Here is a 16,798-nt window from a genome sequence, read left to right as displayed (position 1 = left end):
TAAGATAAGAAAGTTTACTTGATATTATCTGACGACCATCAGACAGTACACATCAGACTCGTTCAGAGGAGGTTCGCTTAGAGTGCCCGTCGCAGCCCTCTCATCAGAATAACCGATATTCTCGTAGATGCATATCCTGGCATCAATGCCCATTTCCTTCAGGATGCCCGCGACCTCGGCCGGCCCGAAATTGTCGGCGGGGAGAAGGAAGATGTTCTTCCCCATGGAGAGCTCGCGTATAAGAGCCTCTCTTGCCGGGGCGGGGTCCCTGCCGTGGGCCGTTATCATAGCCAGGTTTGACATTTCCACATGGAAGCGTGCACATGCTGCCTGTATGGAAGAAACGCCCGTGATAACCCTGTCATGCTCGCCTGCAAACTTCCCGAGACCTGAGAACATAGGGTCCCCTGTGGACAGCACAACAGCATCCGCGGGCAGCAGATGCAGGTTCTTGAAACTCTTGATCGGGTGGGCCTCGCACTTAATGTGGTCCCTGGCAAGCTCTATGGCCCGCTCCGAGCCGTAGATCACCGGAGCTGCACTGATAGCCTCAATGGCCTCCCGGGTCAGCATTTTCGGGCCGACGCCCACGCCTACTATGATCATATACCGTCCCCACTGTCCATGAGCACGGTGCCGTCACGGTCGACAACGACAATGCGCGCACCCTTGCCTTTTTCGATCGCTCCCTCAAAGGCCTTTTTAAGCCGCTCGTTGCCGGGGTCAAGTTCAAGCATCTCCACCACGGTGGCAAACCCGCTGTCCTTGAGCATGTCCGGGTCACCCCATTTCAGGACAAGGCCCGGCAGGCCGCATATCACAATATCCCCGTGCGCTGCCTCAAGAGCCTCATCGATACGGCTTCCGGCAAGCACCACTGTGTGCTCGGGGAAGAGCATAGTGGAGTACCTGATACCGATCCTGCCTGTGGTGAGCACCACCTTGTCGGATTCCCTTATCAGGTCTCCCTTCATCTCTCCAAGATGGTCGTTCCAGGGCTCAACGAAACCCGTGGTGCCGAGAATAGATATGCCGTCAATGATCCCTATACGGCTGTTGAGGGTCTCCTTCGAGATCTCCTTCCCCCGGGGCAGATATATGGTGACTTCAGCGCCCCTCAGATTCAGCTCTTCCACAGCTTCCTCGATAGCCGCCCTTATCTGCTCCATGGGGCGCGGATTGATGGCAGGCTGTCCTTTTTTTGATTCAAGACCGCTGCGGGTGACAATACCGACACCCTGACCCGCATTCACTATAATGCCGTCAGCCTCCCTGGCATCGGCAGCGAACTCAAGTCCCCGGGTGATGTCGGACTCATGATCGTTATTTATCTTGACTGCAACAGCATGCCCTTTGCCCGCCTTCACATCAAGCTCGGCGCGCAGTCCCACCGGTGTGGGAACCGATACACGGGTCACATCTCCTCCGAGAGAGAGCACCGCAGCCTTTGCGGCAAGTGCAGCCGTTGTCCCGGTAGTGAAACCTCTCCTCAACACCGAGCCATTGCTAAGTACAACCAGCATTCCGCTCCGTATGCCTTCTTCAAGCTCCTTGCGGGGCATCTGCGAGCGTTCAAGCCATTCATCTGGTATTTTGGATTTGTTTACCGGGTCGATCATCTCAGGTCAATTGTAGTTCATACTTTTAAAATTTACCGACAAATCATGTCCTGCCAAACATCTTACCCAGCTCCTCCTTTGTGAAGGAGACCATGGTAGGCCGTCCATGAGGACATGTGTAGGGGTTCTCACATAGCATCAACTGTCTCAGCAGTCCCTGCATCTGCTCCGGAGTGCATACCGCACCCGCCTTTATCGCCGCACGGCAGGCCATGGTGCTGCACAGGCGGTCATACACCTCGGTATCCTCCCTGATCCTTCCTCCTGATACCAGGTCGGAAATAATATCGTGAACGATTCCCGGCTCCTCCAGCCTGCCAAAGATACTTGGCACCGTGGTGACAACATAAGCACCCGGACCGAATTCCGATATGGAGAAGCCTATCTGTTCCAGGAAGGGTACGTAGTCCTCTATAATGGCCATTTCTTTTGTACTGAGCTCAAGGGTCACTGGCGTGATAAGTTCCTGCCAGCCCATGTCCCGCATCTTAAGCACCTGCTCGTACATGATACGCTCATGGGCAGCATGCTGGTCCACCAGCACAAGCTTCCCCTCGCTTTCAGTGAGTATGTACAGGTCCGCGAACTGGCCCAGCACCTTCACATCCGGAAAAGCCTCGTTTTTCTTTACAGGAGGCGCGTGCTTTACCTGGAGCCTCTCACTTCTCATGAGCCGTTTCTCGGTATCTTTCATAGGGTAGCGATAAGACTGGCTTTCCTCTCTGACCACCGAAGGCTGCTGAGGGAGAGACTCCTGCCGGTACTTCTCCTGATAGTCCTGCCTGCCCTCACGGAAAAGAGGATCCGCGGGAGCAGTTCCGCTTCCATCGTTTTCAGGAGGGCGGGCCTCAGGCTCATGTATCCTTGACTGGACAGTGCTCTCCTTTGTGATCCTGAGCTCAGGAATGAGATCAGCAGTACTGAGTGCCTGTTCCACTGCGGTGGTAATGGCGGATTCTATTTCCTTCTCATGGCTCAGGCGTACTTCCCTTTTTGTCGGATGTACATTCACATCAACATGGAAGGGATCGATTTCGAGTTTCAGGAAGGCTGCGGGGTAGCGCCCCTTAGGAAGGAGAGTGTAGTATCCCAGTCTCACAGCATTGGCTATCACCCTGGAATAGATGCTCCTGCCATTGATAAAGAAAGCCTGGAGGTCAGTTCCGCTCCTGGTCAGCTCAGGCTTGGATATGTAACCGGATATGGACACAAACTCGGACCTGAATTCCACAGGTACCAGTGAACGGGCAACGTCTGCGCCATACAGGTGAACTATGCTGTCAAAGAGCTCGCCTGAGCTTGGGGATCTAATGATGACCTTGCCGTCGCTCACCAGGGTGAAGGATATCCCGGGATGGGCTACTGCGTGCCTGGTGACCACATCAGTGATATTGGCAAGTTCGGTGCGCAGGCTCTTAAGGTACTTTTTCCGTGCCGGAGTACTGTAAAAGAGGTCGTTCACGACTATGGAGGTTCCCACAGCCGAGCCTGCCGGAGATATGCTCTTGATGCCGCTGCTATCTACGACCACCCGGGTTCCGGAAATATCGTTTTCCTGTCTGGTCGTAAGCTCGACCCTGCAGACCGAGGCTATGGATGCAAGCGCCTCACCCCTGAAACCCAGGGTGAGCACACGGTCAAGGTCCTCTATGCTGCTTATCTTGCTTGTTGCATGTTTCGTGAAGGCCAGCGAAGCATCCTGGTGGCTCATCCCGGAACCGTTGTCAACAACAAGTATGCTTTTCGTGCCAGACCCCTTTATTTCCACTCGAATATCGGTGGCGTTAGCGTCAATGGAATTATCGATGAGCTCCTTGACCACGGATGCCGGACGCTCGATGACTTCTCCTGCAGCTATCTTGTTTATCGTGGACTCGTCCAGTACATGTATCCTGGAACCCTGCAGATCATAATCCTTGTCGGCCGTAATCTTTCCCTCCTTTCTCACGTGTTCCGGTCCTGTAATTTGCTCAGTCATGTACCTCTTCCTGACCTATTCCTAAGAAGTATCAGGGAATACACATACTTTTCCTTGCCGGCAGGTCATGCAATTGCCCACTATACACAAACGTTATATCTGTTCATGTTTTTAGAAGCAACATCAAATCAGAAGGCTTAAGGATGCACAAACCCGCCGAACTAAAGAACATAGTACCGCTGCTGGCACTTTTGACAGCCTTCCCTGCCTTTTCCACGGACATGATCCTGCCAGCCATCCCTTCCCTTGCAGTGATATGGGACAAGTCCCTCTCAGTGGTCAATCTCATCCTCATTGCCTTTTTCGTAACCTATGCTTTTTTCCTGCTGTTCTACGGCCCCATATCGGACAGGTACGGGCGACGCAGGCCCCTGATAGCCGGCATCTCGCTATACATCCTGGCCAGCATGCTCTGTGCAGTGGCAAACAGCGCGGCAACGCTCATTGCATTCCGTATACTTCAGGCAGCAGGAGCTGCAGCCAGTGCATCCTTGTCAATGGCAATGACCAAGGACATCTTCTCGGGCAAGGAAAGGGAGAGGATACTTGCCTATATAGCCATAATCATGGCGCTGGCCCCCATGTTTGCCCCAATCCTGGGAGGCTGGATACTTGCATACCTCTCATGGCACTGGATATTCTTTGCCCAGGGAATGATGGGAGTGATAGGCCTTATGGGTGTCCTGAGGACACCGGAGACCCTGAAGGAAGCATCCGAAACACCTCTCTCAAGGGTAATGCATTCATACGGAAAGCTCCTGCTTAACAGGAACTACGTCATCATGGTCCTGGTGATGTCCGTGAGCCTCCTGCCGCTATACAGCTTCATTGCCGGTTCCTCTGCCCTGTACATCAACGGATTTGGCCTGAGCGAGCAGAACTTCAGTTACTTCTTCGCCTTCAACGCCCTGGCACTCATGGCAGGGTCGATGTCATGCCTGAAACTCACAGGAAGGACAGACTCACGATACATGATAACAGCCGGATTTGCAGGGATTGTGCTGGGAGCAGCACTGATCCTTACGATCGGCCAGCGCGGCCCATGGAGCTTTGCCATCCCCATGGCGATAATAACCTATTCCATCGGCATCAGCCGCCCGCCCAGCAATCACCTCGTTCTTGAGCAGGTGCGCAAGGACGCAGGCTCAGCATCATCTTTACTGATATTCACCTATTTCACACTGGGGGCAGTGGGCATGTGGCTGGTGTCCCAGGACTGGACGGACCGGATACGGATATTGGGCGCTATCGCCCTGAGCTGCGGCGCCCTTGTGCTGGTTGCGTGGATGATACTGCAAAGAAAGAATATTGTCCACATCCGCTCATAAAAGCAGCAAGAGAGTACAAATGAGGGCGGCACTCCGCCACTCATCCTTTTTGTTCCAGCCTGCTCTTCATCTGGCTGAGCTTGTTGAGCGCCTCAAGGGGTGTCAATGAGTTGACATCCAGTTCCCTTAGTTGCTCCAGAACTGGATGCGGTTTGCTTTCCTCTGCTGAGGCAGCCTGGTCGAAGAGTATGAGCTGGGTGTACTTGGCATTATTGCGGTGCTTCCTGCCGGCCCTGGTATCGTTCATACTGATGGCGCTCTCGTTCTCTATATCTTCAAGGATCTCACGAGCTCTCTTGGTAACGCTCAAGGGTACTCCTGCTATCCTTGCCACATGGATGCCATAGCTTTTGTCCGTGGCACCGGGCACGATCTTCCTCAGGAAGACCAGATCGTCACCTTCTTCTTTTACTGCGATGTGAAAGTTCTTCACCCGTTTCAGGCCGCCTGCAAGCTCGGTGAGCTGGTGGTAGTGGGTAGCGAAGAGCGATCTCACGCCAACGCGTCCCTTGTTGTGGATATACTCCACCACTGCCTTTGCTATGCTATATCCATCATAGGTGCTGGTGCCCCTTCCAATCTCATCCAGCAGTACAAGGCTTCTTGGGGTTGCATTGTTCAGGATGTTGGCAAGCTCCACCATCTCCACCATGAATGTGCTCTGCCCGCTGGCAAGGTCATCAAAAGCCCCGACCCTGGTGAACACCCTGTCCACTATGCCGATGGACGCATGTGAGGCAGGCACAAAGGACCCTGCCTGCGCCATGATGACTATCATCGCGATCTGGCGCATGTATGTGGACTTACCTGCCATGTTGGGTCCTGTTATAAGCATGAACTGATTGTTCTGGCAGTCCATGTCCGCATCATTGGGTACGAAACCACCCGGGACCGCGCTCTCGACCACCGGATGCCTCCCGTCCCTGATAAGCAGCTTGCAATCGCTGGTGATCCCGGGCCTTATGTAATTGTTATTAGCCGCCACTTCGGCGAAGTTGGCAAGCACATCCAGCATTCCAAGGGTTGCAGCAATATCCTGCAGCTGTTTTGCATGGGAGGCCACAACCGTATTGATCTCGCACAATATCTCATACTCCAGGGCCACCATCTTCTCGTCAGCGGAGAGGATATCGCTCTCGCGCTCCTTGAGCTGCGGAGTGTAGAACCTTTCCGCATTGGTCATGGTCTGCTTGCGGATGTAATCGTCCGGTACCTGGGATATATTGGCCTTGGTGACCTCCAGGTAATAGCCGAACACCTTATTGTAGCCCACCTTCAGCGACCTGATGCCGGTCCTGTCGCGTTCCTTCTGCTGGAACTCGGCTATCCAGTGCTTGCCGCTCTTTGACATGCCTCTTAGCTCGTCCAGCCTATCATTATAGCCGGACTTTATCATCCCGCCATCCCTGACACTTACAGGAGGTTCATCCACTATCGCCCTGCCTATCAGGCCCGTGAGCTCCTCCAGCTCCCTGAAAGAAAAGAGCTGTGAGACGATATCCGCCAGCAGCCCGGACTTCCCGTATCCTTCCATGGACTCGGTTACCTGTGGCACGGCCTCCAGCGACCTTCTGAGTGCCACCAGGTCCCTTGCATTGGAATTGCCATACAGGACCCTTCCCACCAGTCTCTCCATGTCCTTCACATAGGACAGGTGGGACCTGAGATCGAACCTCACAAGAGTGCTGCCCAGGAGCTGTGAGACCGCATCCAGCCGCTGGTTGATATCATCAACAGATACGAGAGGCTTGAGCAGCCACTTCTGCAAAAGCCTTCCGCCCATGGGTGTCTTGGTGTCATCCAGCACGCCCAGCAGGGTGGAATCATTACCCTCACCCCTAACGTTCTTCACTATCTCCAGGTTGCGCAGGGTGATGGCATCCAGCACCATGAACTCCGAGTCAAAATAAGTCTTGAGCTGCTGCACCTGCGATAGCTCCCGCATCTGCGTGTCAACAGCATACTGCAGGGCTGCACCTGCGGCACATACTGCAAAGGGTAGCCCGCTGCATCCCATGCCCTCAAGTGTGGACACATGGAAATGTTCCTTCAGCAGCTTATCCGCGCATTCCTGCCCGAAGGCATCCTCCCCGTATTCATGGATAATGATCTTCAGTTCCCTTATCCGTTCCACCAGCTTCTCATCTGCAAGCATGGAAGGTGGCATGATACACTCGGAGGGGCCCATACGCGCAGCCTCGCTTGCTATCCTGTCGTATGGAGAACTGTCCGCAAGCTGCGTTGTCAGGAACTCGCCCGTGGAGATATCCAGAAACGCGAGCCCGAAATCCTTCCCCTCCCCATAGAGCGCCATGAGATAGTTGTTCGAAGCATCCGGGAACATGGATGGGTCCATGGCAGTACCCGGCGTGACAACACGCACGACACCCCTTTTCACGACCCCTTTGGCTGTTTTAGGGTCCTCGAGCTGTTCGCATATGGCGACCTTATAACCCTTCTTAATGAGCCGGGGCAGGTAGTTGTCAATTGCATGGTAAGGAATGCCCGCAAGCGGCATTTCCTTTCCGTCCTTACCCCTTCCCCTTGTGGTTAATGTGATCTCCAGTTCCCTGGCAATGGTCTTTGCGTCTTCGCCAAAGGATTCGTAGAAATCCCCCATCCTGAAAAATATGAGAGCATCTGCATACTCCTCCTTGGCCGAATAATACTGCTGCATGGCAGGTGTCATCTGATTCATGATAATCTGTGGAAATGCTTTGTTTCCCAAATTATCTGGCTGTTAGTATTTTTGTGTTTTCATTGGAAGCAGGTGCGATACTTTGGATACTTTGAACTGCATGAAAAATGTCATGCCATTGTTCCAAACCGGAACTTGGCCCTGTTTTTCTTCATGATGCTCACCAGATGCAGCATCACCGGCACTTCCACCAGCACGCCTACCACGGTTGCCAGCGTGGCTCCCGAATCGATACCGAACAATATAAGGGCGACTGCCACAGCAAGCTCAAAGAAGTTGCTGGCACCGATGAATGTGGAAGGGGCAGCTTCCTGATAGGGAATCCGGAGTTTCCTGGCTCCCATGTACCCGATAAAGAATATGAAATAGGTCTGCAGCACCAGGGGTATGGCTATGAGCAGGATGTGCAGCGGGTAATTGATTATCTTATCACCCTGGAAGATGAAGATCAGGACAAGCGTTACGAGCAGGCCCGCCGGGGTCACCCATTCTATCTTCCTGATGAGGCTGTTCTCAAGCCAGGAAACGCCTTTACTTCTTATGGCCGCATGCCGTGTGATGACCGCAAGGGACAGGGGTATTGCCACATAGAACAGCACCGAGAAGAAGACTGTCATTACAGGCACCGGGAAGTCCGTGGTCACTCCCACAAGCAGTGCTCCCAGGGGGGCGAACAGCACGAGGATGATGAGATCGTTCACAGAAACCTGCACCAGCGCATAATTGATGTTGCCCCTGGCAAGGTAGGTCCACACAAGCACCATGGCAGTACACGGGGCAAGACCGAGCAGGATCATGCCTGCAATGTACTCTTCCTGGAGCATCGGCGGTATGAGGTCTGCGAAGATAACGCTCATGAACAGCCAGGCAATGAAGGCCATTGTAAAGGGCTTGATGACCCAGTTAACAATGACCGTAAGTGTAAGGGGCCTGGAATTCCTCTTGACATTCAGTACCTCTTCAAAATTGATCTTCAGCATGATCGGATACATCATCACCAGCAGCACGAGCGCCACCGGAATGGAGACATTAGCCACTTCTATTCTGCTCAGGGACTGCGCAAATCCCGGGAACAGGTACCCTATTGCAGTGCCCAGTACTATACAGACTGCAACCCATATGGACAGGTACTTACTGAAAAAGTCAAGCTCCCTTTCTTCTTCCCTTCCATTTTCGATTTCGTTTTTTATTTCTCTACTTGCTTCCTTTTCCTTTGTTTTTTTCCGTCCTTCTTCCATACCTATCACTCCTTCCCTGCCGGAACCAGCAGTATTGGCTTCCTCGTCCTGCGCAGCAGGCTTTCCGCAGTACTTCCCAGCAGTATGTCCTTTAATGACCCCATTCCATGAGTTGTGATTGCAATAAGAGTGATGCCCAGCTGTTCTGCAAGAGTGCCTATCTCCTCGGCAGGCCTTCCGCTGCTCACATAATGACTGACCTTGATCTCACTTTCAAACCTGCGTCCCATTCCTGCGAGCCGGCCCAGGATGCGCTGCCTCTCACTTTCAAGTCCGGCTGCCTCGTTCCCGTCTTCGATCACATGTAAGAATACCAGCTCACCAATAATATCCTTCAGGCATCCGATCTCCCGCAGTATCTTCTCCGAATGCCCTGAAAGATCGACCGGAAGCAGAACCTTCGAGAACTTAGTGGAGCAGGCTTTCACATAGGTCTCTGTCCCGCCCCCCATGAGAGTATCATACTTCTCAATAAGCACTATCTTTCCCGATCCACGGGATATGTATTCTGTCGTCCTTCCTATGAGACGACCTCTTACCGGGCCTGAAGTGGTCGCACCCATAACTATACAGTCCACATTCTCCTCATCTGCGACCCGTACGATGGTCTTCTTAACATCGCCGTGGATAACGAGCGTGCTTGCATCCACACCAATCTCATCAAGCAGTTGGCTGTACTCAGCGATCCTCTTTCTTGCATTCTCCTCGAACATCGGGGCCAGTCCCTGGGCCTGATAGATGTCCACCACATGCAGTAATATCACCTTCTTAAGCCCGGCATTTTTGAATTCCCCTACACAGGCAAGAAGCTCTTCACTCTCGATCGTAAAATCGACTGGCACAAGTACAGTTTCTATCATCTGGGCCTCCGTCAGTTCCGATATGCCACTCCATTTGAACACGTTTCTGAGGTCTTAAGGCCTGGAATCCCTGAAACCCCATAATATAGGTTGGATCTTATCATATATAAACGATTTCAACTAAATTTGAAATGGAAATCCTTAAATAGTATGTTTCAAATATATTTGAAATACATGACCCAAGACTACCTGATGCATCTGTTTAATGCAGGCCTGCAGTCCGTCCAGGAATACCTGGCCCTGCACGTACTGCTCTGCCTGATTCCCGCATTCTTCCTTGCCGGAGCCATTGCATCCCTTTTCTCAAAGGAATCAGTGCTCAAGTACTTCGGAGCGAATACACCCAAGTACATATCATACACAGTTGCAGCCGTGTCCGGCTGTCTTCTTGCAGTATGCAGCTGCACAGTACTTCCTCTGTTCGCAGGCATCTTCAAAAGAGGAGCAGGTATCGGCCCAGCCACCACCTTTCTGTTCTCCGCGCCGGCCATCAATATCCTGGCAATAGTCTACACTGCAAAGATCCTGGGCTACGACCTCGGTGCAGCCAGGGCTGTGGCCGCCATACTGCTGTCTATAATTATAGGATTGATAATGGCCCTGATATATGAAAGGAAGAGTGAGGTGCATAAAGGGATCAAGACATTCGGCGGTGACAAGCACTCCCATACGGTCTATCTCTTCCTGCTGCTGCTGGCCATACTTGTGGTTCCTGAAATAATAAGGTCGTGGACCTATCTGGCCCTGGTGGAAATACCCCTGATAGCGTTGACAGTATACTTCTCTTTCAAGTGGTACTCTGCAGAGGAGAGAAAGAGCTGGATGGAAGAGACCTGGTTCCTTGTCAAGATGATAACTCCCCTTCTGCTGGTGGGCGTTTTCTTTGCAGGCATTATTGTGGAACTGCTCCCTGCAAACATTGTGGTCAGGTACGTGGGCGGTGATGGTCTTATGTCCTACTTCATAGCTTCCGTTGCTGCGGCGCTGATGTATTTCTCCACACTGACGGAAGTTCCCATCATTAATGCGCTTACAGTGCTTGGCATGGGAAGAGGGCCCGCGCTCGCAATGTTGCTAGCCGGCCCGGCACTGAGCCTGCCTAATATGATAGTCATCAGCCACATTATGGGAGTGAGGAAAGGACTCTCCTATATTGCCCTCGTGGTCCTAGCTGCGATGATATCCGGAATTCTGTTCGGCTATTATATATTGTAACGGGAAAGATAGAGGAATGGTGAAGGAATGAAGTTACTGGTGATCTCAGACATCCACGGGAACATGGAAGCTCTTAATGCTGTAATGGAGGTACGGCACGACGAAGTGATCTGTCTCGGGGATATCGTGGACTACGGAGCCTCACCCGGGGAATGTATCGACCTGCTGGAAAGGCAGGGCATACCAATGGTCATGGGTAACCACGACAATGCCGTTGCGTTCAGGATGGACTGCGGCTGTGGCTACCGGTACAAGCACCTTTCCCAATCGACAAGGGAATACACATGGAAAGTCCTGAGCGACAGGCAGCTGGAGTTCCTCAGAAAGCTCCCCTTCAGCCTGACACGGATGGAAAAAGGAGTTAAACTGTATTTTACCCACGGCAGCCCCCTGTCCTTCTATGATTACATAAGACCGGATACCCCTGAAGAACTTATCAGAGGATACATAAAAGGATTGGACGCCGACTTCATTTTTGTCGGCCACTCACATACGCCCTTTGTGAGGAAGGTAGGGGATGTGACCCTGGTTAATCCCGGGTCTGTGGGTCAGCCCAGGGACGGAGATACCCGAGCAAGTTGCGCTGTATTTGATACAGAAACCATGCAGGCGGAGATTATCCGGGTGGGGTACGATATGGAGACTGCCCGGGACAGGATCAGGAAGAACATGCCCCATGCAGATGAATTGATCTCGATACTGGAAAGAGGAAATTGAGTTCGTATTGTAATTCAAGGAATCAAAAGGTGATAAAATGAAAATAGAAATTCTTGGTACAGGCTGTGCAAAGTGCAAGAAGACAAAGGAAATAGTCGAGCAGGCAGTTGCCGAGCTTGGTGTCGCTGCGCAGGTGGTCAAAGTAGAGGATATGGACAGGATCCTTTCCTATGGAGTGATGATCACGCCGGCCGTTGTTGTTGATGGTGATGTGAAGATCGCAGGAAAAGTTCCAACGGCCGAGAAAGTTAAGGAATGGATTACAGAGTAGAACAGAGAAGATAAAATGGCAGATGAACTAAAGATGGCAACAGCCGCAAAATGTGCATGCGAAGCGACAGTCACCGGCCTGTATGCATGTGCCGGGGCCTGCAATGTAGGACAGATGGCAAATAAAATAGCTGTCGAGCTTACAAAACAGGGCAAAGGCAGGATGATGTGCACGGCGGGAATTGGAGCCAGGATTCCGGGCATCATGAAAAGCACCGAAGGAACCGACGAGATAATAGCTATCGACGGCTGCGCCCTGACATGTGCAAGAAAGTCACTGGAACTTGCAGGATTCACAGTCAACAAGCATGTAGTCCTGACAGAACTTGGCATGCAGAAGAACAAGGATCTGGACCTTCAGGAAAATGAAGTAAGCGCTGTGATGGCCAGAGTGGGAAGTGCTCTGGGAAACTGAAAGTACATGAAGAGGATATCCCCTTCATTCACTTTCTTATCGCTATTTTATTCCACGGTCACATCCGTACCATTTGCCTCGGCACTCACCTGTGGGTTATAGTACGAATACGCCCTGCTCTCCTGCCCGATGGCCTTCACCGGGAACAGCGCCTTCATCTGAATGCTGAAATTTATTTCCTCTCCCGGCTGCATGTCGTCGATGTAGAGTATCACCTTGCGGCCTGCGACCTCATAGCGGGTTATCACGCCTTCGTCCTTCAGGGCCGTGAGGCTTGATGTGACAGGAGTGAAGCCCGTGGGCACTGCAATATCCACTATCATCATTCCGCTGGATGTAACCCTGCCGCCGATGCCTCGCAGGCCGTTGTACTTCACGCGGGTCTGCACATTCACAATATCGTTCACCGCTACATTGGTGGAATCATAATCCACTTCAAGCTCTATCTCCTGCTGCGGGGTGAGCTCAGGCACTATCACATTGAAACGCCTTACGAGCTGGTAACTTACCTCGCCTGCACCCTCAAGCTCGAGCCTGGCCTGCGCTGCGTTCTGCGGAATCTCCACTATCTGCACCACATCGAAATTGCGGGAATTCACTTCTATGGACCTGACTGTCAGGTTGTCTGCATATACCGTCACGGTTGCATCCACATCCCTGCCGGCTGAGGCAGCTGCGCTCATAAGCGCCCTGAAGGCCATGACAGTATCCTGAGTGCTGGAGAAGCCTCCGTTAGAATTGCGCTGCGCCGCTATCCATTTCAATGAAGAGCTGGCTGCAGGGTTCTTTGCTTCGATAAGCGCGAGGGTTGCATATGCAGTGGTTTCGACATTCTTGCTTGACGGCACCATGAAATCGTAGCCGCGGTGTTCGTACGGCATGGGCACGTTGCCCTCCCCATAGCCCCAGTATGTGCCGCTGTCATCCTGCTTTGCAAGTGCGAGCAGGTCATTCAGGGCTTTATCGGCAAACGGGCTCTCAAGTTTCTGGAGGGCCAGAGTGCCGATGGCAAGGGCATAGGGGTCCTTCTGGGATGCAAGGTTGTCCTCAAGGTACTTGCGGGCACCGGCCATCACTACCGGATTGGCGGAGCCGTATTCGTCAAGGGCCAGGGTCACATAGGCAGTCAGGGCATAGGTGCCGCTGACACCGCCCATCATATCCTGGTGTATCACAAAGCCCACGGGCTCCCAGGAGCCATCAGCCTGCTGACGGGACTCTATCCAGGAAGCAGAGTCTGCAAGGATACCCTCATCTATGGTTGTAAGGTCCCTTGCACCGCTGAACTGTGAAAGCACGAATGCCGTCAGCCACAGGCTGCCCTCCGGGTCGCTCTCACCGAAAGCCGAGAAGGAGCCGTCACTGTGCCGATATGTGAGCTGGCGCTGGTAACCGGTGACTATGTACGTTTCCGCCTTGGCCTTGACCTGCGGGTTATCCTGTCCCGAAGCCTCAAGATAGCGCAGCACCTCCACATCAGTTGAGAAAAGCATCATGTTCTGCTCGCCGCATCCATAGGGCATCCCCAGCAGGTCATCGACACCGTTGATGGTCTGGGCCACTATGCTCGGGCTGAAGCTCACAAGCACTTTCCCGGAATCAGAAACGATTCCTTGAGGAAGTGTGGCGTCCATTATCACGGACCCGTTCTTCAGGACGCCATTGTCCACAAGCTCCCTGGTGACACCTTCGGGTTCAACGATCAGCTCTTTCCTGACAGCATCGGCCTTCTCTGTGGTCTGGCCCTTTATCTCTATGACCTTCCTGCCTACAGATGTGGGCCGGATGGTGAAACTTGCATAGCCGACGCTGTTGACATCCACTATGACTTCCTCCACATCCCGGCCTACGATATCGAACCAGTCGGCGTCCGACAGAGTAAGCATCACATTCTGCTCACGGTCAAGGTAATTGTATACCTGTACCTGCACAGGGAATTCCTCACCCCTGATGACAGAGTACGGCAGGTCCGGGTCGATGAAGAAGTCCTGGAACACCCTCAGCCGGGCCTCGGAGATGCCGATACCTTCAGGACCCGAGGACACGGCATGCAGCCTCCAGGTAGTGATACTGTCAGGCGCCGCCAGTTCAAGGCTGGCACGCCCCTGCCCATCTGTGAGCATATCAGGCATCCATATCCACTTCTCGGGGAAGAACTGGCGCACCTTCTGCACCTCGGCAAGGGAAGCGCCTGAGCCCGCTTCATGAGAGTCTGTGACGGTTTCCATAGGCGCTTCCATGGCAGGGGCATCTACCGGTATCTCATTCTCAACGCCTTTTACCATGTCATCAAAACCGCCTGCAAAACCGTCAGCCTCCCAGCCCCGGGCCTGCGATCTCGGGACATTGATGCCTGGGGAGGCCATTACGGTCACGCCGGTGCTTTCCAGCATCTCATAGGCACCCTCGCGGTACCATGAGGGATGCGATTCTGCCTGGGGCTCCATGAAGCGTTTCTCAAGTTCGTCGAACACCTGTTTCAGGTTCAGCCGGCCCTCGCTCAGGGAGTACACGGACTCGTCAACGATGGAGAAGCCTATCATGGACCTGCTGCCTGCATCGAAGTCAACTGTCACATTATCTCCCGGTCCCACGGACTCACTGTCAAAGGAACTGGAAAGCTCCACCTGCGAGGAGAACTGCACGTCAAAGGGCAGCACGTCCACTGAAACCTCGCTGTTGGGATTGATCATGTATGCCACGACCTTTGCCTGCGGGCTCATTTGCATTGTGACGGGGATGTTGATATCCTGTGTCTTGCTTGTACCCGAATACACGGTTCTGCCATTGGCAAACACATCGTAGAATACTGTTCCCCGATTGGTGGAATATACTCTGAAGGATACGGTGTCTCCCACCTCCGGAATTCCTTCTGTGAGCTGGGTTATATGGATGAAACTTGCGCTTGGTGAATATACAGCATTCAGCCCCTTGTATGCATATGCACTATCGGCGCTTGCCGTGATGGAGCACTGCATGGCTGACTCAGGCACATCATATGTAATGAGAGCAACACCGTTCTTTGTGGACACGGTTTGCTGGTCCCTGTTATCCTGATATGATTCGTCCGTGAATGCCGTATCAACAGTTACCTGAGTGTCCACAGGCTTTCCTCCGGGGTCCTTGGCCACCACAAGCACCTGGAGCGGCATTCCGGGCTTGATATAACTGGATTCGGGAATAATCTGGAGTAACAGAGGCGACTCGGCAATTGTCAGCAGCTTGTTACTGGTCTCGCTGTGGTTGCCCGTATCCGTTACTGTGACATTGAGCATAAGGCTTGCCTGTCCACCCGCACCGTAGGTGCCTGCAGCATATCCCACGGCAGGAAGCTCGAAATCAGCGGAGCCGTTCCTGAGCTTTGCATTGTAGGTGGCATACTGCTCCCATTCGCCTACATAGCGGGAGGCTTCCACGAGCACCTCCCCGTCCACATCCTTGCCGAAGAAATACGAAGATGAAACTGTGCCTGTTATCTTGTCCGACACAAGGAACCAGTCCTGCGGCGTGCTTAAGGTTACATCGAATTTGGGAAGCACATACTTAGCCACCTGGACGTCCACATTGGAAACTGAATCCCCGGCTGTTGCCTTTATCTTCCATGTGCCCAAGTTAAGCTCCGAGGCCAGGGGCAGGTCGAAGGAGGCAACGCCGTATTCGTTGGAGTTCATCTCTTCCTTGAACACCTTGATGCCTTTTGAATCCGTTATCTCCACAAGCATGTCCTGTTCCACGGGCACCAGGTTGTTGTTGAGGGAAAGTATCCTGCCATGGATGGTCTGGCCGGGTTTGTAGATGGGCTTATCAGTTTCGATAAAAAGAGGGTTGTTCCTTACCACTTCCACGGTGGCCGTGAAATTGCGCTCATAGCCTGCCGGCCTTGCGGTGAGCACATAGCGCCCTTCCTTCACATCAGGCACTTCAAAGGAAGCTACGGAGTTGCCTGCACCTGTGGTGGATGCGCTTATAAGCGGAATCTCAGTGTTATTCTCATCCACAAGAGTATACTCTATACAACGACTCACCGGCTCTCCCTTATCAAAGGCCGCCATCGTTACAGAACTCTCGCCTCCCGAGAAAAGCACCTTGGGAGCAAGTATGAGAAACTCATCACCTGCGCCTGCAAGCTGGCCGGTACACGGACCGGCAAGGTTGGAAGAGAGTTCAGTTTTGTTACCGATGCACCCTGAGAGAAGGGAAAAGAGGATAAGCATGCATATGATGCATGACCCTGCTTTGACTGATGCAAGTTTCATTTTTCACCACTACCTGTGCCTGTAATAACAGTTATTAAAATTTCGTTGATTAAGGTGTATGAGGCAGGTCCGTATATACTTTGCTTAAACTTCAACGATGTTTGAAGTTATGGATGACGGCGCATTCCTGCAGCTATGGGTCACGGTATGCCTGCTTTCAGGTGTCTTGATAACATCTCCCCTTTAGCGGGCACAAGTACAAAT

Annotated in this window: 12 protein-coding genes; 5 read left to right on the top strand and 7 right to left on the bottom strand. The window is 52.7% G+C overall.

Annotation, left to right across the window (positions count from 1 at the left end; genetic code table 11):
• Nucleotides 1-24 precede the first annotated feature (24 nt).
• Genes PV02_RS05140 through mutL form a run of 3 tightly spaced genes read right to left on the bottom strand, consistent with a single transcriptional unit; the run spans nucleotide 25 to nucleotide 3,597 of the window.
• Nucleotides 25-606, bottom strand: a complete 582-nt coding sequence (locus PV02_RS05140) for a cobalt-precorrin-7 (C(5))-methyltransferase (protein ID WP_256622316.1) — start codon at nucleotides 604-606, stop codon at nucleotides 25-27.
• Nucleotides 603-1,619, bottom strand: a complete 1,017-nt coding sequence (locus PV02_RS05135) for a cobalt-precorrin-5B (C(1))-methyltransferase (RefSeq protein ID WP_256622315.1) — start codon at nucleotides 1,617-1,619, stop codon at nucleotides 603-605. Before PV02_RS05135 ends, PV02_RS05140 begins: the two co-directional genes overlap by 4 nt.
• A gap of 43 nt (nucleotides 1,620-1,662) precedes the next feature.
• Nucleotides 1,663-3,597 carry a DNA mismatch repair endonuclease MutL gene (gene mutL, locus PV02_RS05130; protein ID WP_256622314.1) on the bottom strand — a complete coding sequence of 645 codons (1,935 nt, stop codon included), beginning with the start codon at nucleotides 3,595-3,597 and terminating at the stop codon, nucleotides 1,663-1,665.
• A 143-nt stretch (nucleotides 3,598-3,740) separates the two neighbouring features.
• Here mutL and PV02_RS05125 point away from each other — a divergent pair, with 143 nt between their 5' ends.
• A complete protein-coding gene (locus PV02_RS05125; protein WP_256622313.1) occupies nucleotides 3,741-4,925 on the top strand; it encodes a multidrug effflux MFS transporter in 1,185 nt (394 codons plus the stop codon).
• Between the two features lie 40 nt (nucleotides 4,926-4,965).
• Here the strand turns inward: PV02_RS05125 and mutS are convergent, their stop codons facing one another.
• The 3 genes from mutS to PV02_RS05110 form a co-directional block, all read right to left on the bottom strand.
• Entirely contained in the window at nucleotides 4,966-7,626 is a 2,661-nt protein-coding gene (gene mutS / locus PV02_RS05120) for a DNA mismatch repair protein MutS (protein WP_256623055.1), read from the bottom strand.
• 107 nt (nucleotides 7,627-7,733) lie between these two features.
• On the bottom strand, nucleotides 7,734-8,861 hold the full coding sequence (gene arsB / locus PV02_RS05115) for an ACR3 family arsenite efflux transporter (RefSeq protein WP_305891135.1): 1,128 nt from the start codon (nucleotides 8,859-8,861) through the stop codon (nucleotides 7,734-7,736).
• Nucleotides 8,862-8,866: 5 nt separating this feature from the next.
• Nucleotides 8,867-9,721 (bottom strand): universal stress protein, encoded by an 855-nt coding sequence (locus PV02_RS05110; protein ID WP_256622312.1) that lies wholly within the window; start codon nucleotides 9,719-9,721, stop codon nucleotides 8,867-8,869.
• A 174-nt stretch (nucleotides 9,722-9,895) separates the two neighbouring features.
• Here PV02_RS05110 and PV02_RS05105 point away from each other — a divergent pair, with 174 nt between their 5' ends.
• Genes PV02_RS05105 through PV02_RS05090 form a run of 4 tightly spaced genes read left to right on the top strand, consistent with a single transcriptional unit; the run spans nucleotide 9,896 to nucleotide 12,338 of the window.
• Entirely contained in the window at nucleotides 9,896-10,936 is a 1,041-nt protein-coding gene (locus PV02_RS05105) for a permease (RefSeq protein WP_256622311.1), read from the top strand.
• Nucleotides 10,937-10,963: 27 nt separating this feature from the next.
• Entirely contained in the window at nucleotides 10,964-11,653 is a 690-nt protein-coding gene (locus tag PV02_RS05100; RefSeq protein WP_256622310.1) for a metallophosphoesterase family protein, read from the top strand.
• Between the two features lie 37 nt (nucleotides 11,654-11,690).
• Complete coding sequence (locus PV02_RS05095; protein ID WP_256622309.1) at nucleotides 11,691-11,924, top strand: thioredoxin family protein; 234 nt, start codon at nucleotides 11,691-11,693, stop codon at nucleotides 11,922-11,924.
• 15 nt (nucleotides 11,925-11,939) lie between these two features.
• Nucleotides 11,940-12,338, top strand: a complete 399-nt coding sequence (locus PV02_RS05090; RefSeq protein ID WP_256622308.1) for a putative zinc-binding protein — start codon at nucleotides 11,940-11,942, stop codon at nucleotides 12,336-12,338.
• A 47-nt stretch (nucleotides 12,339-12,385) separates the two neighbouring features.
• Here the strand turns inward: PV02_RS05090 and PV02_RS05085 are convergent, their stop codons facing one another.
• A complete protein-coding gene (locus PV02_RS05085) occupies nucleotides 12,386-16,594 on the bottom strand; it encodes an alpha-2-macroglobulin family protein (protein WP_256622307.1) in 4,209 nt (1,402 codons plus the stop codon).
• Nucleotides 16,595-16,798 lie beyond the last annotated feature (204 nt).

The sequence above is a fragment of the Methanolobus chelungpuianus genome, assembly GCF_024500045.1.
Lineage (GTDB): Archaea > Halobacteriota > Methanosarcinia > Methanosarcinales > Methanosarcinaceae > Methanolobus > Methanolobus chelungpuianus.
Note: the sequence above shows the minus strand (reverse complement) of the source record. Positions and strands in the feature narration are given on the sequence as shown.